Consider the following 21,180-nt stretch of genomic DNA (forward strand, 5'->3'; position numbering starts at 1 on the left):
TAACAAAAATTGACAGGTGACTTTACAGGTTAGTCAAATTGCCGTAGTTTCGTTCCATCCAGCGGCCGCCAACAGCGGCCGCCCCGCTTTTCCACCGGTTAGGACACCCATGAGAACACCCAAGACTCTGGCCACCAGCCTGCTGACTCTTTCGGCCGCCGCGCTGCTGGCCCTGAGTGCCGCGGGGGCGGCCACGGCCTCCCCCGCACCGGCCAAGGCACCGGTCTCCGCCTCCGATGTCGCCAGCCACACCGTCACCGAGACGGGCGCGGCCGACTACTGGACTGCGGAACGCATGCGCAGCGCCGTCCCCGGCGATGTCCTGGCCGACAGGGCCATGAAGCGCAATGGCAAGGCCGCCGCGGCCAGGGGCCCGGCGGAAACGGGCGCACCCAGCAAGGTCGAGGCCGCGGCTCCCAAGCTGCAGTCCCAGACGCTCCAGACGAAGGCCAATGCGAGCGAGACCCCCGTCCCGCACATCGGCAAGGTCTTCTTCACCCTCGGCGGGACGAACTATGTTTGCTCCGGCAACTCGGTCTCTTCCGGCAACAAGAGCACGGTCTCCACGGCCGGGCACTGCGTGAATGAGGGCCCGGGCGCCTTCGCCACCAAGTTCACGTTCGTCCCGGCGTACCTGAACGGCGCCGCCCCCTACGGCAAGTGGACGGCCAAGGCCCTCTACGCCCCCACTCAGTGGAGCTCCTCGGGCGACATGACCTATGACACCGGCTTCGCCGTCATGTCCACGCTCAACGGCCAGTATCTGAGCGATGTCGTMGGCGGCTCCGGGCTGCAGTTCAACGCCGCCCGCGGCCTGACCTACAAGTCCTACGGCTACCCCGCCGCGGCGCCCTTCAACGGTGAATCCCTCAAGAGCTGCTCCGGCACCGCCACCAACGATCCCTACAACCCGCAGTTCAACACCCAGGGGATCCCCTGCAACATGACCGGCGGGTCCTCGGGCGGTCCGTGGTTCATCGGCACCAGCGCCTCCGGCTACCAGAACTCGATCAACAGCTACGGCTACGGCAGCAACTCCACCAAGATGTACGGCCCGTACTGGGGCAGCGTGATTCAGCAGGCCTACACCACGGCGGCCGCTTCCTAACCTGACGGCACGGGCTCCGTCCGCGGGGCCCGTGCAGCCAGGCTTGTTTACCCTGTCAACCCTGTTTACCCCGTCAACCCTGTTTACCCCGGCGCGGGGTCACTTGCGGCCCATCTTCAGCAGTGGGGAGGACGCAGTGGCCCCGCGCCGGCTTTAATGTGCGACGGCGGATCGCCCCCCGCCGCTGGACATGCCCTCCGCTCGCGCCAAGGCCCGGACATATCCCCCATATGTCCGGGCCTTGGCATGAAAAGTGGACATGTCCCCTGGTGGGCCCTCTTCGCTCCGCAAACAATTGAGCATGTCCTSCCGGGCTGGTCYTCTGCGCTCCGCAAAGAAGGAGCATGTCCCCCGGTTGGCCCTGGCAGCTCCRGAGCTCACGGGACATGCCCTCCCCACCCACCGGGGCCTGGACATATCCCCCATATGCCCACYCCTSGCCGCGAAAAATGAGCATGTCCCGCGGACCGGCTCCCACCCCACTCGTGGCACAAAAAATGGACATGTCCTCCGGCTAAGGGAGGGCATGTCCATTCTTTGTGCGGCTTTGAGGAACAGGCCTAGTGGAAGAAGTGGCGGGCTCCGGTGAAGTACATGGTGATTCCGGCGGCGTTGGCCGCGGCGATGACTTCCTCGTCCCGGACGGAGCCGCCGGGCTGGACCACGGCGCGGACGCCGGCATCGATCAGGATCTGCAGTCCGTCGGCGAACGGGAAGAACGCGTCCGAGGCGGCCACCGCGCCGCGGGCACGCTCGGGAGCTTCGCTGGCGTCGGTGCCGGAAGCGCCGGCGGCACCGCCGGCGGCGTCGACGTCGGACTCCACGGTGACGCCGAGGGTGTTGGCGCGTTCGACCGCGAGCTTGCAGGAGTCGAGCCGGTTGACCTGGCCCATGCCGATGCCGACGGCGGCACCGTCGTCCGCGAGCAGGATGGCGTTGGACTTCGCTGCGCGGCAGGCGGTCCAGGCGAACGCGAGGTCGGCCAGCGTGGCGGCGTCGGCGGCCTCGCCCGCGGCAAGGGTCCAGTTCGCCGGGGTGTCGCCGTCGGCGTCGACCTTGTCCGTCGCCTGTACCAGCATGCCGCCGGAGACCTGGCGGAACTCGGTCGGGTAGCGGCCGTATCCGTCCGGGAGGGCCAGGAGGCGGATGTTCTTCTTCTTGGACAGGATCTCCACGGCCTCCTCGTCAAAGCCCGGCGCGATGACGACCTCCGTGAAGATGCCGGCGACAGTCCGCGCCATGCCGGCTGTGACCGTGCGGTTCGCGGCGATGACGCCGCCGAACGCGGACACGGGATCGCAGGCGTGCGCCTTTGCGTGGGCGTCGGCGATGGGATCCGCCGCGGACGCGGAACCCACGGCCACACCGCACGGGTTGGCGTGCTTGATGATCGCGACGGCGGGCTCGGCGAAGTCGAAGGCGGCGCGCAGGGCGGCGTCGGCGTCGACAAAGTTGTTGTAGCTCATGGCCTTGCCGTGCAGCTGGTCGGCCTGCGCGATGCCGGCCGGGGCGGCCTGGTCCACGTACAGTGCGGCCTGCTGGTGCGGGTTTTCGCCGTAGCGGAGCACCTCGGAGCGTTCCAGGGCCAGGCCGGCGTAGGCGGGCCAGTCGATCACGCCGTCGCCATCCTCGTCGCGGAACTGGCTGGCGGTCCAGGTGGCCACGGCGGTGTCGTAGGCCGCGGTGTGCGCGAACGCCTTGGCGGCGAGCCGGCGTCTGGTCTGCAGGTCAAAGCCGCCCGAGGCGGCCGCCTCCACCACGGCACCGTAGGACGACGGGTCCACCACGATGGCGACGGCGGCGTGGTTCTTCGCGGCGGAGCGCACCATTGCGGGGCCGCCGATGTCGATCTGCTCGACGACGTCGTCAGGCGCGGCACCGGACTTCACGGTCTCCACGAAGGGGTAGAGGTTGACGACGACGAGGTCGAACGGCTCGATCTCCATGTCCGCCAGCGTCTGCATGTGGGCCGGGACGCGGCGGTCGGCGAGGATGCCGCCGTGCACGCGCGGGTGCAGGGTCTTGACGCGGCCGTCCAGCATTTCCGGGGACCCGGTGACTTCCTCGACTTCCTGCACGGGGATGCCCGCGGCGGCGATCTTCTTGGCCGTGGAGCCGGTGGAGACGATCTTGACGCCGGCGGCGTGCAGGCCTTGAGCGAGCTCCTCCAGACCGGTCTTGTCGTAGACCGAAATCAGTGCCCGGCGGATGGGAACTCGGTCGATGGATACACGGTCAAGCTGCGTGAAGCTCACAAAAGTCTCCGTCTTATATCGCGGCGGGGCCGCGGGTGGTGGGGATGCGGCCAGTTTATCGCGTCGCGGCGCCGGGCCGTCCCGCGCGCCGGAGTGTGAAGCAGACACCGGCCGCGCCCGGGCCACGTAGAGTTTTCACAGGAGGCCAAGATGAACACTTACACCACTGTGCCCAGCGGCGAACAGGTGGTCCAGGAGCTGCCGTGGCGGTGGAAGGTCCAGGGCCGGATCTTCCTGATCGGCGGACTGGGCTTCATGTTCGACGCCTGGGACGTCACCCTCAACGGCATCCTCATTCCGTTGCTGTCCAAGCACTGGTCGCTGACCCCGGGCGATGCCGCCTGGATCGGCACGGCGAACCTGATTGGCATGGCCCTGGGTGCCTTTGTCTGGGGCACCATCGCGGACACCATCGGCCGCAAGAAGGCCTTCACCGCGACGCTGCTGATCTTTTCCATCTTCACGGTGCTCGGCGCCTTCTCCCCCGACTTCCTGTGGTTCGTCCTGTTCCGGTTCCTGGCCGGGTTCGGCCTGGGCGGCTGCATCCCGGTGGACTATGCGCTGGTGGGCGAGTTCACCCCCCGCAGACAGCGCGGCCGGGTCCTTACCGCGATGGACGGCTGGTGGCCGATCGGCGCCGCGCTCTGCGGTTTTGTCTCCGCCGGGCTGATCGCCGCCTTCGCGGACTGGCGGCTGACCATGCTGGTGATGGTGCTTCCGGCCCTGCTGGTGTTCTGGATCCGCCGCAGCGTGCCGGAATCCCCGCTGTTCCTGATCCGCAAGGGCCGCCGCGACGAGGCCGCAAAGGTGATCGACAACCTGGTCCTGGCCACCGGCGCCGAGCCCCGGGTCTACAGCCTGCCCGCACCGCAGGAAGCACCACGTCTCTCGGCCGGCAGCGCGTGGACGCAACTGCGCGCCCTCTGGCAGTTCAACTGGAAGATCACGACGGCGGCGTGGGCCCTCTTCTTCAGCATCCTGCTGGTGTACTACCTGTCCCTGACCTGGATGCCGCGGATCCTGATCGGCGCCGGCTTCGAGGAGTACAAGGCCTTCCTGACCACGGCGTCGATGGCCGCCGTCGGACTCCTCGGCGTCGTGGTGGCCGCCCTGCTGGTGGAGCGGGTGGGCCGCAAATGGATCCTGGCCATCACGGGCCCGTTGTCCGCGCTGACGCTGGTGATTGTGGCGATCGTGGTGGACATCCCCACCGCCGCCGTGTTCTGGCTCCTGGTGTTCGGGTTTGTGGTGCAGGTGGCCATCCCGGTGCTCTACACCTACGTTTCCGAGCTCTACCCCACGGAGCTGCGCGGCTCCGGCTTCGGCTGGGCCTCGACGTTCTCCCGGCTCGGCGCCGGGTTCGGTCCGCTGATCTTCGCGGCCTTCCTGTGGCCGGAACTGGGGCTCGCGACGTCGTTCGCGCTGGCCGGCGGCCTCGTGCTGCTCTCCGTGCTCTGGATGGCGTTCTTCGCCCCCGAAACCAAGCAGCGCCGGCTCGAATAACTCCTCCCCTCCCCCAACTGACTCGCAGCAGGGGCCGTTTTGAGCGTTCAGAACGGCCCCTGCTGCGAGCTAGTTGGGTTGCCAGCCGCGGGAGGCGAGCGCGGCGCGGACCTTGGCAACGGCGGCCCTCGCGTCGTTCTCCATGTGCCGCTTCGAGATCCGGACCAGGATCCAGCCGGCGCTGCTGAAATCCTCCTCCCTGGCGATGTCACGGATGACCTGGGCCGGCTCGGAATGCCCGGCGCCCTCGTACTCCACGGCAACCCGGTGCTCCGGATAGGCAAGATCAGGTTGACGCACGACTCCGGAGCGCAGGACCGTGCTCATGTTCAGTTCCGGTTCCGGCAGCCCCGCACGGCACAACGCGAGCCGGAGCCTCGTCTCGGGGGCGGAGTCGGCACCGATCCGGGCCTCATCCAAGGCGAGCCGTGCCTTGCGGATGCCGGGCGTACCTTTGTGTCGGTCCAGCATCTCGGCCAGCTGCTCCGGACTTGCAAAAGGTTCCGCCCGGCCTTCAAACTCGGGCCGCGGATGACGCAACAAGTGGTCCGCCACCACTGTCAACTCGTCGATGCTCATCTTCCGGGCGCAGTCCAGCCACGTCCTGGTCCGCGTGGTGACCAGGACGCCGTCGATCGTGGTGATTTCGTCGGCGAAGAATTGCCCGACGTGGCCAGTCACGCCCCTGCGCCGGGGTATGGCCATCGTGTCCGGACGGGAAATGTGGATCCCGGGAGCATCGGAGCCCGGGAGGAAACCCGGAAAGTCCCAGATCCGGAAGGCGGTCGCGTGGGAGGCCGCGGAGAATTGCGTGACAAGCGTGAGGGGCCTGGCTTGGAGCTTCAGTTCAGCGGTCAGTTCTAAGGGCTGCCGGATCCCGCGGCTCGGAACGTGCAGGGAGCGATGCTTAAGACGGCGCCGGCTGATCCCCCTCTCGGCTGCCTCTTGAACTGTGAACGGCGCCAAGCCGAGCGGTGCTGGGAGCGGTCGAGGTGGCCTCATCGACCCATCGTCGCAAATCCGAGGACTGTCTCGGAGGGTTATCCACAGGCCGTGGCCCGTTCACCCAACTGACTCGCAGCAGGGGCCGTTCTGAGCGCTCAAAACGGCCCCTGCTGCGAGTCAGTTGGGTGGGTCGCCTATGAGGGTGGGCGGGCTACGGAAGGGGGTGCGGGGCTACGGGGCTGCGGCGAGGGCGGCGAGCGTGGAGACCAGGAGCCGGCGCTCGACGACTTTGATGCGCTCGTGCAGGGATTCCTCGCTCTCGCCGTCCCCGATCGCCACGGCTTCCTGCGCGATGATGGGGCCTGTGTCCACCCCGGCGTCGGCCCAGTGCACCGTGCAGCCGGTGACCTTCACACCGTAAGCCAGCGCGTCGCGGACACCGTGGGCGCCGGGGAAGGACGGCAGCAGCGCCGGGTGCGTGTTCAGGTATTTGCCGCCAAACGCTTCGATGAAGTCGGCGCTGACAATCCGCATGAAGCCCGAGGACACCACCACATCCGGGGCGAAGCCGGAGACCGTCTCGGTCAGGGCCGCATTCCAGGCCGCCCGGTCCGGGTAGGCCTTGAAGTCCACCACAAACGTGGGAATCCCGGCGGCGGCTGAGCGCTCCACCCCGAAAGTCCCCGGCCGGTCGGCGCCGACGGCGGCGATCTCGACGTCGAGCGCACCGGACTTCACGGCATCGATAACTGCCTGGAGGTTGGAGCCGGTGCCGGAAACGAGGACAACTATGCGCATGGTCCTAGCTTATGGGGCCGCTCGCGTAGGCTGGAAAACATGAATCCCCCCACGGAATCCGGCAGCGGCCAGCCGGACCGGCAACCGGGCGGCCAGGCGGCACAAGATTCCGCACGGCTGACGCACACCCTGTTCCGGCTGTTCATCGTCGCAGTCCTGGGCTCGTTCTTCGTCTTCCAGCTCGACGTGAACTACGTGTGGCTGACGGCGCTCCTCACCGCGGCCGGGATTGCGCTGGGCATCGCGGTGCTGATCCGTGCGGTGAAATACAAGGAATCACGGCTGGTCCTGTACGGCGCGATTTCCGGGCTGATCGTCTCGGCGGTGATGCTGCTCGTGGTTCTGGCCTCAACGCTGTTCTTCACCCAGATCCGCGACTACCAGCAGTGCGTCCGCCACGCCCTGACACAGCAGGCAACCTCGGAATGCAGGACGCAGCTGGAGAAGTCCCTGCCCACGCAGCTGCGCTAACAGCTACACCCACGCAGCCGCGCTAGCGGTTGTTGACCGTCTCGAGGTCTGCCTCACGCAGCTTCTGCTGGCGTTCCAGCCAGGGTCCAGCCGCGTAGCCGATCACGACGCCGATGCCGACCTCCGCGGCCACGAACAGTGCCATGCGCAGCGGATCGGGACCGATCTCCGTCAGCCGCCCGATGCCGGCCGAACCGCGGGCCAGCCAGGCGAGCCCCGCCGCGAGCAGCCCGGCCACGGAACCGATCACCGCACCCAGCACCAGGGTGGAGGCGGCGGCGGTAAACCAGCGGGCCCGGATCTTGATGGACAGCCATTCGTCGAAGTGGTTTTCGCCTTCGCGCAGGAACCACCAGCCGGCCAGCGCCCCGGCCAGCGCCGGCACCACCAGTGCCACGAAACCGAAGTCGAGGGAACCGGACGGCAGCGCCGCGAACACAGGAATGGACGGCAGCGGCCCGACGGCGGTCCCCAGCGGCCCGGCCAGCGACCCGACGCCCAGGGCGAACCCCGAGCCGCAGATCCAGGCCAGGGCGAACACGACGAGGTTGGGCAGGAAGCCGAGCTGCACGATGGTGAGGACACCGCCGCCCAGGGCACCGGCGTCGAGCCCTTCATAGACGGCGACCACAAGGTTCCAGTGGATGAAGAGGTCGACGGCGAGCAGCGCGGCGGACATCGCCAGGCTCGCCATCAGCGCCACCGATCCTGCCTTGATGGCCGAACCCAGGTACGAGCCGGCCCAGCGGGAGTGCTGGCTGGTGCGGGACAGCCAGGCCACGGCGTCGACGCCGATCAGCCGGCTCCACGAGCCTGCCTCGCGGCGCGCCCCGACCACCATGCCGAGCCCGAACGGGATGAGGGGAATGAATGCGGCGGCCCAGAGACTGATCCCGACGTCGGCTGTGCGGCAGACGAAGCCCGTGACGATCCCGAATCCCGCGTACGCCAGCCAGGAACCAAGCAGCGCCTGCCAGAGCTGGTCCGTGTACGAGGCGCGGGCAAGGCTCCGCCCCGCGCGCCAGGCGAGCAGGAACGGGATAAGGGCCAGCCCCAGCGGGATGAGCGAGAGCGTCCCGGATTCCGGCTGCGCGGCGGACCCGGCGCCGGCGGTGTCCAGCAGCAGCGGAACGCCGTGGATCAGCAGCCAGGCCTGGCCGGCCAGGCGTGCCAGGACGTCGAACCCGCCGTGCTGGAATCCGGCCGTGGCCCAGACCATGACGATCGGCGCCACCACCACGAGGGCGGAAATGACGGCGGCCTGGGCGGACTCGAGGGCACCCTGCAGCCACAGAGGCATGGGAAGGCCACGTTGTCCGGTCTGATCAGCGCGCAGTTTCATCGAGATCCATGGTGCCACGGGCCCGGCATCCGGCCGGTTTCCGACAGGCACAATGGCCGGATCCGCGGAATTCGCCCACCTGGGCCGCCGAGCTTTTTCCATACCCGGGTCGTAAAATTGTAAATGTCCGCAATCAGTGGTTGGAGGCAGATATGACTACCGCATCTCCTCATGCGCATGGCGTTCATCTTGGTCGGACAGATGTGCAGAACGTTGGCATGGGTGTAGGTATCGTCCTGATCGTCGTGGGCATCCTGGGGTTCATCCCCGGCATCACTACGCATTACAGCGAACTGAGGTTCTTCGGGCCTGATTCCAAGGCTCTGTTCCTGAACCTGTTCCAGGTGTCGATGTTGCTGAACATCGTTCAGCTCGCGATCGGCGCCACCGGCCTGACCATGTCCCGGACCGCCGTGGGCGCCCGGAATTTCCTCATGGGCTCCGGTCTGCTGTACATCGTCCTTAGCATTTACGGTTTCATCGTCGGCGTGGATTCGGCGGCCAACTTCCTGTCGCTGAACACCATGGACAACTGGGCCTTCATGGTAATGGGCGTAGCAATGGCCGGCGCAGGCTGGCTGCTGACGAGGCACCTTGAAGAAGACGTAAAGACCCGGTCATCAACCCCCGGGACCTAGGGAGCCGCGAATGAGTAACGTTTCATAGATTCGAAAAAATTCGTACTACCTGCTGGTGCAGTGGCTTAGCGGAAACGCGGCGGCTGCACCAGCTTTCTGTGTGCCGGGCGGTCTGCTCGGCACAGCGCCCGACGGCGGAACGTCCCGGCACGCCGGAAGGCCGGGACTTTGTGAGTCCCGGCCTTCCGTGATGCCCTACCGCTGCCGTTCCCGCTGGTGATTGTGCGGGTACTGCGGCGGCTTGTTAGCTTGCGCGTTCGTCCACGCGGGGCGGAAGGGTGTCCCACTCCGTTTCGGTGGCACGCATCCAGGGAAATGGCAGCAGGTCCTTGATCCGGACCTTCCCCACTTCGCCCTCGGCATCGACCAGTACAGACGTCTCGGTTCCGTAGGAACGCAGCAGCTCCCGGCAGAGGCCACAGGGGTTCGTGACTTGAGGCTGTCCCTGCCCGTCCATGCTGACGGCCACCACGGAGTGGATTGCTGCCTCCTGTGCCATACGGGCATTGGCGAGGGCGCTGGATTCGGCGCACACGTTGATGCGCTTGGCGCCAATGTGCAGTCCGAGGTAGATGGCCCCCGACGCACCACGCATGGCGGCGGCCACCCGGTGGTTTTCGCTGTGATGGGCGGTCAGCAACAGCCCACGCGCTGCCTCGTAAAGCTCCACGTCCAACGCGTCGAGATCAAAGGAGAGCACGTTTGCCTGCAAACCGCTTCCGTCCGGGCGACTGGCGTCCATAAGGGTTCCCACTTTCCGTTCTTACGTGCCGGCGTTCTTACGTGCCGCTGTTCTTACGTGCCGGTGTTCGTACCTGGCTGTGTCTTACCGGCCGATGAAGATGCCGTTCTTCTTCCGGGCGAGCAGGTAGAAGACGATGCTGAGCGCCGACAGGACAGCCACGTAGACGGGGAAGATCCAGGACGCGTTCATGGACTGGAGCCAGACCAGGAGGTAGGAGGCCGTGCCACCGAAGAGTGCGACGCCCAGGCCGTAGCCGAGCGCGGTGCCGGCACCGCGGCAACCCTTCGGCATCAGGGAGCTGGTGACCACGTTGTACAGGGTCATGTTCAGGACCAGCACAACCGAGCCACCGAGGAGGACGGCAGCGAAGCCTGCGATGCCGGGCTTGACGTACATCAGCATCAGGAAGACGGACGGAATGGCCAGCGCACGGGTGATCAGGAACCACTTGGACATCGACTTGCCGTCAGCGACCTTGCTGATAATGAGGCTACCGACAACCAGCACGACACCCAGGATGGTGGTGAGTGCGAAGACAGCGGTCGCGTCTTCCTTGAAGCCGGTACGGGCCGCCGTCGGGAGGCCGGTGTTCCACGCGTAGTTGTAGGCCTGTGCCGCGCCGACGACGAACGTGATGGCCAGAACGCTGAGCCAGTGCTTGCGCACGCCACCCCAGACCTTTTTCGCGGAGTTGTCCGCCAGCTCCTCCGGCTTCATGGTTTCAGGAAGGGTCCGGCGAAGGTAGACCACGACAAAGCCGAAGGCTGCGCCGACGACGAACGGCACACGCCAGCCCCAGTCGGCCATGACGGCTCCGCCGAGCATCAGGGACGACAAGTAGCTGACAAGCGACGCGAGCAGGATGCCTGCGTTGACGTAGAAGGAGATGATGCCGGCGACAAAGCCCTCACGTCCCTCGGGGACGAGTTCGACGGCGTGGGCGGTGGAGAGCGGCGCCTCAACGCCGGTGGAGATGCCCTGGATGATGCGGCAGACCAGCAAGATGACGCCGGCGGCGGCACCGATCTGGTCATAGGTCGGGCACAGGGCAATGATCAGCGTGGTGCCTGCCATCATCATGATGGACCAGAGCATTACGCGGCGTCGTCCGATCCTGTCGGCCAGGGTGCCGAGCATGATTCCGCCCAGCGGACGGAACGCGAAGCCGACGGCAAAGACTGCCAGCGCGCTCAGCGTTGCGGCAACGGGGTCCTGCGACGGGAAGAACTTCGGTCCGATGAAGGCCGACAGCAGGCCAAAGACCATCCAGTCGTACCACTCCAGGGTGTTCCCGAGTCCGAGGCCGAGCAGTCCCCGGCGGATTTCCGGAGATAGCCGGGACTTGCGGCGTATCTCCAGGTCAGTCTTGACGACAGTGTCAGTCATGATTCCTTTTCCCTTCCCCAGCACTTTCGGGGTGCGTGAGGTACGGATTACCGGAGGGCACCCCTGTTGGGGTCGCCGGTAATCGAAACTATCGTTTGGCTTGGTCCGCGGGGGCGGAACCGGCTCACCACATGGGAGGCGAGTTAGCCCAGATAGCTACGCATGCCTCTTCGTAGCGCTTGAATGCAAACGGGCCATCCAGCTCGGCAACACGGAACATGCCCTTCGTTAACCGGCCAAAATCGTGTTCTGCGGATGGCTTGGCAGATATCACGGCAGCATTACCTGGGAAACGAACGTGAACGCGGGTCGGATGCGCCTTCCGCCAGAAGGCCGTGCGCCCAAACCTGTTCAAAGCTTTCTTCCCCAAGTGCTGCAGCTCACACAACTATATTGAAGATCTTCACAGAGTCAACGGTTTTCGAGAAAGTCCCGTCCCGCCACGGCAGGCCGGCCAGCAAAGCCGCACGTCAGGCGCAAATCCGGGCGGATTCCGTAAAAATATTTACTAAAACCTTGATTCGCTAAAAGTTTTCACTATAGTTATGTGTGTTAGCTCACCAAGAGAGAGTCGGAGCATGGCCAACGAAATCGTCACGGGACATTCCCCAGCCGGCACGAGCGTCCTCCTTGCCACCGTAGGCAACAAGGTCCGCAACATGCGCAAGGACAAAGGAATGACCCTTGCGAAGCTCTCGGAAGTCACTGGCCTCAGCCCGGCGATCGTAAGCCAGATCGAACGCGGCCTGGCCAATCCGTCTTTCACCACCTTGGCGCAGCTGGCGCACGGCCTGGACATCCCCGTGGGGAAGTTCTTCCTCGGACAGGAGGAAACCAGGTCCCCCGTGGTCCGCAAGGCCGAGCGGCGAAACCTCAAGGGTGTCACCAAGAAGTCTGTGGGCGAGGCGGTCTATGAACTGCTCACCCCGGACCTCAACGGTGCGCTGGAGGCCCAATGGATCGTGAGTCCGCCAGGCCACGACACCAGCGCCACTCCTTTCCGGCACAGCGGCGAGGAGTTCGGCATCGTTATCTCCGGCCGGAAGGACGTCTTCCTGGACGGCGAGTGCTACACCCTGGAAGAAGGCGATTCGATCACCTTCTCCTCGGACACGCCCCACTGGTACAAGAACAGCTACGAAGAGGTCTGCGTAGCGATCTGGGTTAACGCACCTCACGCGTGGTGATCGGCCGGCCCTAGCCGCCGTCGCCATCTCCGGTTCCGACACCCACGGTGTCCGCCGGAACATTTTCCACACCCTGCATCACGGTCCGCAACGGGCCGCGCTGCGTCATACCCTCTGCCGGGTGGAATTCGCGGTCAGCGCCGCCGCGTAATCCTCCCGGGCACCGTCTTCTACGTCACCGGCCACCGTTCCAACGGCACCCCTGCCGGAAAGTAAGGATCCCCCATGAACCCGTCCACAGCCATGTCGTCGCTGGAACTCAGCACCACCACGGCGGACCTCACCGCCCCCGTCATCTCCCGCTCCGACGTCCTCGTGGTCGGTGGTGGCCCCGCAGGTGTGGCCGCCGCCGTCACCGCGGCCCGCTCGGGCGCCTCTGTCACGCTGCTGGAACGCTACTCCTCCCTGGGCGGCCTCGCCTCCGGCGGCATGGTCCTGGTGCTCGATGACATGATCAACGGCCAGGAAATCACCGTCACCGGCATCGTCTCCGAGTACGTCGAGCGCCTGCAGAAGCTGGGCCTGGCGATCGTCCCGCCGGCCGATGACCGCAAGACCTCCGAAGAACTGTGGAACAAGTGGGGCCGCTACGGCACCTTCGACTTCCACTCCCACACCACCCCCAAGCCGGTCTGCTACGCCGCCGCCTTCGACCCGGACGGCTGGAAGCGCGTCTCCAACGACATCGTCCGTGAGGCCGGCGTCAACCTGCGCCTGCACTCCTGGTTCTCCCGCCCCATCGTGGACAACGGCGTCATGAAGGGCGTCATCTGCGAGACCAAGTCCGGCCCGCAGGCCTTCATGGCCGACGTCGTCATCGACACCACCGGCGACATCGACGTCGCCTCCCGTGCCGGCGCCAGCTACGTCAAGGACAGCTACCTCACCACGCTCGTCTTCCGCCTGGGCAACGTCGACACCAACGCCGCGGAGGCCTTCGAACAGGCCAACCCGAAGGAAGCCCGCGCCATCAACCGCAAGATCAAGCGCCTCCTCGGCGGTGCCTGGGAACTGTGGTGGCTCAAGACCCCCATCGACGGCGTCGTCTGGTGCAACGCACCGCACATGACCGGCTTCGACGGCGTCGACCCGGCGGACATGACGGCCGCCGAGTTCGCCGCCCGCGACCGCATCACCGAGGCCGTGGACTACGTCCGCGCCAACCTTCCCGGCTTCGAGAACTGCTACATGCTCGACGTCGCGTCCCAGATGGGCGTGCGCCAGACCCGCCTGCTGGAAGGCGAGTACGTCATGACCAAGGACGACGTCACCTCCCGCCGCCACTTCGCCGACACCGTGGCCCGCGGCCGCGACTACTACTACCCCTTCCGCTCGCTGCTGCCCAAGGAAGTGGACCAGCTGCTCGTCGCCGGCCGGCACTACTCCGCCACCCCCGAGGCCCAGAAGATGTCCCGCGAGATCCCGCCCTGCATGGCCATGGGCCAGGCAGTCGGCGTCGCCGCCGCGCTGGCGATCGAGAACGGCACGCTCGTCCGCGACGTCTCGGCCCTGGACATCCAGCAGGGCATGCGCCGGCACGGCGCGGACCCGGGCGACGCCCCGTCGTCGAACGCCACCCTTGACGTGGACGCGGTGGTGGGGGCATGAGCACCGTCATCGACGAACTCTTCAACGCAGAAGGCACGACGGCGGCCCCGGCGGCCGCCACTGAAACGGCCGGCACCCCGCTCCCGCTCGACGGCATCAAGATCGTGGACTTCACCCAGGTGTTCATGGGCCCGTCCTGCACCCAGCTGCTCGGCGACTACGGCGCGGACATCATCAAGGTCGAACGCCCGGGCGCCGGGGACATCTCCCGGAACTCGTTCCCGGACAAGGACGGCCAGGACAACCCGATCTTCCTGTCCATCAACCGGAACAAGCGCAGCATCTCCGTGGACACCCGCACCGACGACGGCAAAGCCGTGCTCCGCCGGCTGCTGGCCGACGCGGACGTGGTGGTCAGCAACTTCCGCTCCGGCGTGATGGAGCGGATGGGCTTCGGCTACGAGGACCTCAAGGAGCAGAACCCGGGCATCATCTGGGCCTCCGGTACGGGCTTCGGCCCCGTCGGCCCCTACTCGCACAAGGGCGGCCAGGACGCGATCGCGCAGGCCTACTCCGGCGTCATGTGGCGCCGCGAGTCGGACGACACGAAGCCGGCCATCTACCCCACCACGCTGTGTGACTACATCACCGGCATGCACCTCATGCAGGGCATCCTGCTGGCCCTGCGCACCCGCGAGTCCGCCGGCGTCGGGCAAAAGGTGGAGGTGACCATGTACGACTCCATGCTGCACCTGCAGATGCAGGAGGCCTGCATGCAGCTCAACCGCGGCTACGAGGTCAACTGGGGCGCCATGCCGCTCAGCGGCGTCTTTGAAACCACCGACGGCGCCGTCTGCATGGTGGGCGGCTTCACCCCGGACCCGCTGCTGCGCATTTCGGAGGCGCTGGGCTTGGACGAGGACCTCACGCTGCGGCCCGAGTTCGCGAACCTTGAGCAGCAGTTCAAGCACAAGCCGGCGCTGCAGGCGATCTTCCGCGAGCGCATCGCCACCAACACCACCGAATACTGGACCACCAGGCTGGAAGACCAGGGGTTGCTCAACGCCCCGGTCCACACCCTGGAGCAGACCCTGGCCGACGCGCAGACACACGCCAACAACATGATCGTCGAGGCAGAACACCCCGGCGTCGGCACCGTGAAGATGCTCAACGCACCCATCCGGCTCTCCGCCACCCCGCCCACCATCCGCCGGGTGGCGCCGCGGCTCGGCGAACACAACGTTGAGGTGCTGCTGGAGAACGGCTTCGACTCCGAGACCATCGAGCGCCTGCAGCAGCTGGGGGTCCTGCGGTGACCGCCGTTTCAGCAGCTGAGAAGACGGCCTCAGCTCCCACCACAGTTGACCAGGTCACCCTGACCATCGAGAACCACGTCGCCACCGTCGTCATCGACCGCCAGCACGTACTCAACGCCGTCGACGGCGGCGCCCAGGCCCGGCTCAACGACATCTGGGACCAGCTCGAAGCCGATCCCGACGTCCGGGCCGTGGTCATCACGGGCGCCGGGACCCGCGCCTTCTGCGTCGGCGCGGACATGTCCGCCTCCGCCGTGGACAAGACCGGCCTCGAATACTGGGCCGGCCTGGACCCGAACGGGTTCGGCGGGCTCAGCCTGCGCACCACGCTGGACATCCCGGTAATCGCCCGGGTCAACGGTTACGCGCTCGGCGGCGGCATGGAGATCGTGCTTGGCGCGGACATCGTGATCGCCGCGGACACGGCCCGCTTCGGGCTGACGGAACCGCGCGTCGGGCGCCTGGCGCTCGACGGCGGCATCCACCAGCTGGTGCGCCGGATCCCGTACACCCAGGCGATGGGCATGCTCCTGACCGGGCGGAAGGCCGAGGCCGCAGAGATGCAGTCCATGGGCCTGGTCAACGAGGTGGTCCCCGCGGACGAGCTCGACGCCGCGGTACAGCGCTGGGTGGACCAGATCCTCGCCTGCGCCCCCACCTCTGTCCGGGCGGTCAAGCAGATGATCACGCAGACCGCGCACCTGACCGCCACCGAGGCCCGCGGCCTCCGGCTCCCGGCCCTCATGGCGGCGCTGGACAGCGAGGACTCCGCCGAGGGCGTCCGCGCCTTCCAGGAGAAGCGCCCGCCGGTCTGGCCGGGACATTAGAAATACAGCCGCTAGCCGTTCCACCGCCTGCGACTCAGGCGACCGAAGATTCAGCCGCCCGAAGAACAACAAGAGCTTAGAAGGAGAAACCAATGCGGGAGTCACTGACACCCGGCGTGTGGGGCGTCGTCGCCACACCGTTCCAGGGCAGCGCCCTGGATGTCGACACGGACAGCCTGGCCGGACTCGTGAGCTACTACGAGTCGATCGGCGCCACGGGACTCACGGTCCTGGGCGTGTTCGGCGAGGCCGCGGCCTTGACGGCAGCCGAGCGCAACCTGGTCCTGGAAGTGGTCCTGGAGGAAACGCGCCTGCCCCTCGTGGTGGGGGTGACTTCCCTCTTCACCGGCACGGCCGTCGATGAAATCCGTTCCATCCAGGCGGCCACCGGGGACCGGCTGGCTGCCGTCATGGTGCAGGCCAACTCCGCCAACCCCGGCGTGGTCATCGCGCACCTGAACGCCATTCACCACTCCACCGGCGCCAACGTGGTGCTGCAGGACTACCCGCTGGCCAGCGGCGTCCACATCAGCACCGAGGCACTGATTTCCGTCGTGCAGGCCTGCGGCTTCGTCACCGCGGTCAAGGCCGAGGCTCCTCCCACCTCCGTGGCGATCGGACACCTCACCGCAGCCCTCGACGTCTCTGTCTTCGGCGGCCTCGGCGGCCAGGGGCTGCTGGACGAGCTCATGGCCGGCGCCGCAGGGGCGATGACCGGTTTCTCCTACCCGGAAGCGCTCATCGCCTGCGTGCGGGCCTGGCAAAAGGACGGCTACGAGGCCGCCCGCGATGCCCTGCTGCCCTACCTGCCGTTGATCAACTTCGAGCAGCAGGCGAAAATCGCGCTGGCGATCCGCAAGGAATGCCTGCACCAGCGCGGACTCATTGCCGACGCCGGAGTCCGGGCCCCGGCCGCCGCATTCCCGGAGGTTCTCCGGACCGGGCTGCGCACGCACCTGGCCGAGGCCGCCGAGGCCCTTGGGCCGAACCCGGCCGCCGTCCTCACCACGGCGGGGAGGAACTAATGGATCTCGGAATCAGCGGAAAGACCGCCTTCGTGGCCGCCTCGACCGGCGGCCTGGGCCTCGCCATCGCACGGGCCCTCGCTGCCGAAGGCGTCCGGGTGGCCATCACCGGCCGGCGCGAAGTCCGCGCCAAGGAGATCGTTGCCGAACTGACCGACTCCTACGGACCGGGCGCCGTCGCCATCGAAGCGGACCTCAGCACCGCCGAAGGCGTGGCCGCCGCCGTCGAACAGACAGTGGCGGAACTGGGACCCATCGACATCCTGGTCCTCAACGGGCCCGGACCGAAGCCCGGCGCCGCCGCCACGCTCGGCGCGGACGACATTGCCGCGGCGTTCGAACAACTCGTCAAACCGCACCACGCCCTGGTCTCGCACATCCTGCCCGGCATGCGGGAACGGCGCTGGGGCCGGATCCTGGCCGTCGGTTCGAGCGGCGTCGTGGCACCACTGCCCAACCTGGCCGTGTCCAACACCGGCCGCGCCGCGCTGGCCGGCTACCTCAAGACCCTCGCCGCCGAGGTGGCACTGGACGCCGTCACGGTCAACATGCTCCTCCCCGGACGCATCGCCACGGACCGGGTCGCGGAACTCGACCAGGCCGCCGCAAAACGGCGCGGCACCACCCCCGAGGAAATCCAGCTCGAATCGCGCAAGACCATCCCCGCCCGCCGCTACGGCGAACCCGAGGAATTCGGCGCCGCCGCGGCCTTCCTCTGCAGCGCCCCCGCCTCCTACATCACCGGCGTGGCACTGCGCTGCGACGGCGGCCTGATCCGCGGGCTCTAACCGCGGGCTATGAACAGTCAGCACACACCCTGCTCCGACTCTCCCGAAGGAACACCATGACTTCCACCGACACAGCTACCTCAACTGCTACAGACCTGGACCTCATCACCGCCCGGCACCTTATCAACGGTGAATGGCTCGGCGGGGCGGACACCGAGCGGATGAACCCGGCCCGCCCGGGCGAGCTCGCCGCCCTCTCCCCCAGCGGCACCGCGGCCGACGTCGACGCCGCCATCACCGCCGCCACCGCCGCGCAGCCGGGCTGGGCAGCCCTGCCCGCCCCGTCCCGCGGGGCCATCCTGATGGCCGCCGGCAACCTGCTCCTGGAGCGCCAGACCGCCATCGCCGAGGACCTCGTCCGTGAAGAGGGCAAAACTCTCGCCGAGGCCAAGGGCGAGGTCAAGCGCGCGTCCGACGTGCTGCGCTTCTTCGGGTCCCTCGGCTGGGCCGCCACAGGCGAGGTGCTGCCCAGCGGCCTGCCGGACACCACCATCACCACCCGCCGCGAGGCGCTCGGCGTCGTCGGGCTCATCACGCCGTGGAACTTCCCCATCGCCATCCCGGCGTGGAAGGCCGCCCCGGCACTGATCAGCGGCAACGCAGTGGTCATCAAGCCGGCCGAGCTCACCCCGCTCTCCGCCACGCATCTGGCCCGCGCCCTGCAGGACGCCGGGCTGCCCGCCGGCGTCTTCAACGTGGTCCACGGCAAGGGCCGCGTGGTGGGCGACGCCCTGGCCCGCGATCCCCGCATCGCCGGGCTGTCCTTCACCGGCTCCACCAACGTGGGGCTCGGGCTGCAGGAGATCCTCAACGCCCGCCGCGCCCGGGTCCAGCTGGAAATGGGCGGCAAGAACGGTGTGCTGGTCCTGGACGACGCCGATCCCCGCAAGGCCGCCCAGGTGGTGGCGGCCGGCGCGTTCGGCCTCACCGGCCAGGCCTGCACCGCCACGTCCCGCGTCTACGTCACGCCCGGCATCCGCGCTGCCTTCCTTGAGGCCCTCACCGAGGAAGCCGCGCAGTACACCGCCGGAGACGGCCTCGAGGCCGCAAAGATGGGCGCCGTGGTGAGCAGCCAGCAGTTCGAACAGAACCAGGCTGCGGTGCGCACCGCCGTCGAACGCGGCGCCACGCTGCTGCACGGTGAGTACGACGGCGGCACGGACGCCGGTTTCCTCTTCCCGGCCGCCATCCTCACGGATCTGCCGTTCGACGACGCCGCCGTGACCGAAGAGATCTTCGGACCGGTAGTGGCCGTCCTCGAAGTCCCCGACTATGAGGCGGGGCTCGCCGCGATCAACGATTCCCGCTACGGCCTCACCGCCGGCATCTGCACCGATTCCCTGGCGTTCTCCACGGACTTCGCCGCCCGCGCCCAGGCCGGGGTCATCAAGGTCAACCGTCCGACGGCGGGCCTGGACCTGAACGTGCCGTTCGGCGGCGTCAAGGACTCCTCCACCAACACGTTCCGCGAGCAGGGGAAGTCCGCGCTGGACTTCTTCACGTGGGGCAAGACCGTCTACACGGGTGTGTAGCCTGCCATGACGTACGTGATCGCCCAGCCCTGTGTGGATGTTAAGGACAAGGCCTGCATCGACGAATGCCCGGTGGACTGCATCTATGAGGGTGACCGCTCGCTCTACATCCACCCGTCCGAATGCGTGGACTGCGGCGCCTGCGATCCCGTCTGCCCGGTGGAGGCGATCTACTACTCGGACGATGTCCCGGACGAGTGGGCCGACTACGTGCGCGCCAACGTGGAGTTCTTCGAGGAGCTGGGGTCGCCGCAAGGCGCCTCAGCCCTCGGAAACCTGCACCGCGACCACCCTGTGGTGGCGCGTGCGCCTCTAGGCGCCGGCGCCACGGGCTGACTCCGCACTGTCGCCGGCTTGCCGAAAAACGGCCGCCAAGCAAAACTGCTTGGTGGCCGTTTTCGTCTGACCACACCCCTTTGGCCCTTGACGGCGGCACCCCGCCTGAGGAGCATCACAAGGATTAGGACTGTGCCCGGCCAGGGCATCCTCCTGCCCTGACTGCACACCCGACCTGCAAGAAGGACCCTCATGCCGATGGTCTGGATTCGCGCATCATCCCGCCGGCTCACGGCCGCAATCCTCGCCGTCGTGCTCACGGCCGCCCTCGGCGGATGCAGCCCCGGACCGGAACCGCCGGTGCAGCCGGTGCCACCCGATTCCGGCTACCGGACAGTGCTCGAACAGTTCAGCAGGAGACTGCTCGACGACGGCGCTCCGGCCGTACTCGTCCAGGTCCGCGTGGGCGGGGACGAGTGGTCCGCGGCCTACGGGGTCCGAAACCTGAACAGCCCTACCCGGGCCGAGACCACGGACCCGGTGCACGTCGGCGGCATCACCAAGTCCATGGTGGCCGTCTGCGTGCTCAAACTGGTCGAGGAAGGCCAGCTGGAGCTGGACGCGCCGGTCAGCACCTACCTGCCGGAGTTCAACAAGGTGATGCACCCGCCGGGACCCGTCACCGTCCGCCAACTGCTGCAGCACCGCTCCGGCATGCCGTCCGTGGACGGGCCGTTGTTCGATCCGGCCACGGTGCGCGAAGCCCTCACCACCAAGGTGAGCCTGGCGGACCTGCTGGCCATGGCGGGGCGGATCTCCTGGCAGGCGAAGCTGGCCCAGGGATTTGAGTACTCCAACTCGAACTACATTGCCCTGGCGCTGATCGTCGAGCGCCTCAGTGGCCGGCGGATCGGCGAGGTGATCAGCACCGACATCATCGAGCCGCTGGGCCTGAGTGAAACGTCGATGACGGCGGCCGGGCCGGCGCCGTCGTCCATGGTCCACGGCTACATCGCGCTGAACCGCCAACAACTCGACGTCACTTATCCGGCCGCCCAGATCGACAACGCCGCTGGCGGCATGGTGTCCTCCGTGGCGGATGTGAATACGTTCTACCGCGCATTGCTGCAGAACAGGCTCCTCAAGCCGGACACGATCACGCAAATGGAGAGCCCGCTCTACGCCAGGTACGGACTCGGGGTGGTCCGCTGGAACGATCTCTGCACCAATGACTTCTACTACGGCCATCCCGGCGACGTGCCCGGCTACGGCACCATCGCCATGACCAGCGCGGACGGAACCCGGCAGCTCACCATGGCCGTGGCCTACCCGCCGGAACCGCTCCGGCCCTCGGACACCCACATCCTGCACCAGATGGAATCCATCGCCGAGGACACCCTCAACGCCACCTGCCAGACGGGGCCGACAGGGCCGGTCCAGGCTGCCGCCGCCGGTTCGGGCTAACGGCGGCCGTCTCTGTGACAATGGGC

19 protein-coding genes are annotated in these 21,180 nt (G+C 67.2%); 13 read left to right on the forward strand and 6 right to left on the reverse strand.

The window, feature by feature from the left end:
- Window positions 1–109 precede the first annotated feature (109 nt).
- Window positions 110–1,108: a trypsin-like serine peptidase gene (locus AC1DZQ_RS05630; protein ID WP_476962574.1), complete on the forward strand. Its 999-nt coding sequence runs from the start codon at window positions 110–112 to the stop codon at window positions 1,106–1,108.
- 560 nt (window positions 1,109–1,668) lie between these two features.
- On the opposite strand, the gene purH is transcribed toward AC1DZQ_RS05630, so the two are convergent.
- Window positions 1,669–3,363, reverse strand: a complete 1,695-nt coding sequence (purH, locus tag AC1DZQ_RS05635; protein ID WP_476962575.1) for a bifunctional phosphoribosylaminoimidazolecarboxamide formyltransferase/IMP cyclohydrolase — start codon at window positions 3,361–3,363, stop codon at window positions 1,669–1,671.
- 150 nt (window positions 3,364–3,513) lie between these two features.
- On the opposite strand from purH, the gene AC1DZQ_RS05640 reads away from it, so the two are divergent.
- Window positions 3,514–4,866: an MFS transporter gene (locus tag AC1DZQ_RS05640; protein WP_476962576.1), complete on the forward strand. Its 1,353-nt coding sequence runs from the start codon at window positions 3,514–3,516 to the stop codon at window positions 4,864–4,866.
- Between the two features lie 69 nt (window positions 4,867–4,935).
- On the opposite strand, the gene AC1DZQ_RS05645 is transcribed toward AC1DZQ_RS05640, so the two are convergent.
- On the reverse strand, window positions 4,936–5,547 hold the full coding sequence (locus AC1DZQ_RS05645; protein ID WP_476962577.1) for a hypothetical protein: 612 nt from the start codon (window positions 5,545–5,547) through the stop codon (window positions 4,936–4,938).
- Window positions 5,548–6,042: 495 nt separating this feature from the next.
- Complete coding sequence (gene purN / locus AC1DZQ_RS05650; RefSeq protein ID WP_476962578.1) at window positions 6,043–6,609, reverse strand: phosphoribosylglycinamide formyltransferase; 567 nt, start codon at window positions 6,607–6,609, stop codon at window positions 6,043–6,045.
- A gap of 39 nt (window positions 6,610–6,648) precedes the next feature.
- Between purN and AC1DZQ_RS05655 the strand changes: the two genes are divergently transcribed.
- Entirely contained in the window at window positions 6,649–7,080 is a 432-nt protein-coding gene (locus AC1DZQ_RS05655) for a hypothetical protein (protein WP_476962579.1), read from the forward strand.
- 22 nt (window positions 7,081–7,102) lie between these two features.
- On the opposite strand, the gene AC1DZQ_RS05660 is transcribed toward AC1DZQ_RS05655, so the two are convergent.
- A complete protein-coding gene (locus AC1DZQ_RS05660; protein ID WP_476962580.1) occupies window positions 7,103–8,422 on the reverse strand; it encodes a cell division protein PerM in 1,320 nt (439 codons plus the stop codon).
- Window positions 8,423–8,640: 218 nt separating this feature from the next.
- Here AC1DZQ_RS05660 and AC1DZQ_RS05665 point away from each other — a divergent pair, with 218 nt between their 5' ends.
- Window positions 8,641–9,060, forward strand: coding sequence for a DUF4383 domain-containing protein (locus AC1DZQ_RS05665; protein WP_476962581.1), 420 nt, complete (start codon window positions 8,641–8,643; stop codon window positions 9,058–9,060).
- A 244-nt stretch (window positions 9,061–9,304) separates the two neighbouring features.
- Here AC1DZQ_RS05665 and AC1DZQ_RS05670 read toward each other — a convergent pair whose 3' ends face one another.
- Together AC1DZQ_RS05670 and AC1DZQ_RS05675 are read right to left on the reverse strand one after the other, a co-directional pair.
- Window positions 9,305–9,802, reverse strand: a complete 498-nt coding sequence (locus tag AC1DZQ_RS05670; protein ID WP_476962582.1) for a cytidine/deoxycytidylate deaminase family protein — start codon at window positions 9,800–9,802, stop codon at window positions 9,305–9,307.
- An 84-nt stretch (window positions 9,803–9,886) separates the two neighbouring features.
- The gene (locus AC1DZQ_RS05675) at window positions 9,887–11,191 is read right to left on the reverse strand and encodes an MFS transporter (RefSeq protein ID WP_476962583.1); all 1,305 of its coding nucleotides are present in this window, start codon (window positions 11,189–11,191) and stop codon (window positions 9,887–9,889) included.
- A gap of 578 nt (window positions 11,192–11,769) precedes the next feature.
- On the opposite strand from AC1DZQ_RS05675, the gene AC1DZQ_RS05680 reads away from it, so the two are divergent.
- The 9 genes from AC1DZQ_RS05680 to AC1DZQ_RS05720 all read left to right on the forward strand — a co-directional run bounded on the left by AC1DZQ_RS05680 (window position 11,770) and on the right by AC1DZQ_RS05720 (window position 21,154).
- Window positions 11,770–12,378, forward strand: coding sequence for a helix-turn-helix domain-containing protein (locus AC1DZQ_RS05680; protein ID WP_476962584.1), 609 nt, complete (start codon window positions 11,770–11,772; stop codon window positions 12,376–12,378).
- Between the two features lie 225 nt (window positions 12,379–12,603).
- A complete protein-coding gene (locus tag AC1DZQ_RS05685) occupies window positions 12,604–13,986 on the forward strand; it encodes an FAD-dependent oxidoreductase (RefSeq protein ID WP_476962585.1) in 1,383 nt (460 codons plus the stop codon).
- Window positions 13,983–15,242: a CaiB/BaiF CoA transferase family protein gene (locus tag AC1DZQ_RS05690; RefSeq protein WP_476962586.1), complete on the forward strand. Its 1,260-nt coding sequence runs from the start codon at window positions 13,983–13,985 to the stop codon at window positions 15,240–15,242. Before AC1DZQ_RS05685 ends, AC1DZQ_RS05690 begins: the two co-directional genes overlap by 4 nt.
- The gene (locus AC1DZQ_RS05695) at window positions 15,239–16,069 is read left to right on the forward strand and encodes an enoyl-CoA hydratase-related protein (RefSeq protein WP_476962587.1); all 831 of its coding nucleotides are present in this window, start codon (window positions 15,239–15,241) and stop codon (window positions 16,067–16,069) included. The genes AC1DZQ_RS05690 and AC1DZQ_RS05695 overlap by 4 nt, the downstream gene beginning before the upstream one ends.
- A gap of 92 nt (window positions 16,070–16,161) precedes the next feature.
- The gene (locus AC1DZQ_RS05700) at window positions 16,162–17,094 is read left to right on the forward strand and encodes a dihydrodipicolinate synthase family protein (protein ID WP_476962588.1); all 933 of its coding nucleotides are present in this window, start codon (window positions 16,162–16,164) and stop codon (window positions 17,092–17,094) included.
- On the forward strand, window positions 17,094–17,882 hold the full coding sequence (locus tag AC1DZQ_RS05705) for an SDR family oxidoreductase (protein WP_476962589.1): 789 nt from the start codon (window positions 17,094–17,096) through the stop codon (window positions 17,880–17,882). The genes AC1DZQ_RS05700 and AC1DZQ_RS05705 overlap by 1 nt, the downstream gene beginning before the upstream one ends.
- Before the next feature lie 56 nt (window positions 17,883–17,938).
- The gene (locus AC1DZQ_RS05710; protein ID WP_476962590.1) at window positions 17,939–19,414 is read left to right on the forward strand and encodes an aldehyde dehydrogenase family protein; all 1,476 of its coding nucleotides are present in this window, start codon (window positions 17,939–17,941) and stop codon (window positions 19,412–19,414) included.
- Between the two features lie 6 nt (window positions 19,415–19,420).
- Window positions 19,421–19,750, forward strand: a complete 330-nt coding sequence (fdxA, locus tag AC1DZQ_RS05715) for a ferredoxin (RefSeq protein WP_476962591.1) — start codon at window positions 19,421–19,423, stop codon at window positions 19,748–19,750.
- Between the two features lie 198 nt (window positions 19,751–19,948).
- Complete coding sequence (locus AC1DZQ_RS05720) at window positions 19,949–21,154, forward strand: serine hydrolase domain-containing protein (RefSeq protein ID WP_476962592.1); 1,206 nt, start codon at window positions 19,949–19,951, stop codon at window positions 21,152–21,154.
- Window positions 21,155–21,180: the final 26 nt, after the last annotated feature.

The sequence above is a fragment of the Arthrobacter sp. P1_C12_2 genome, from assembly GCF_056406415.1.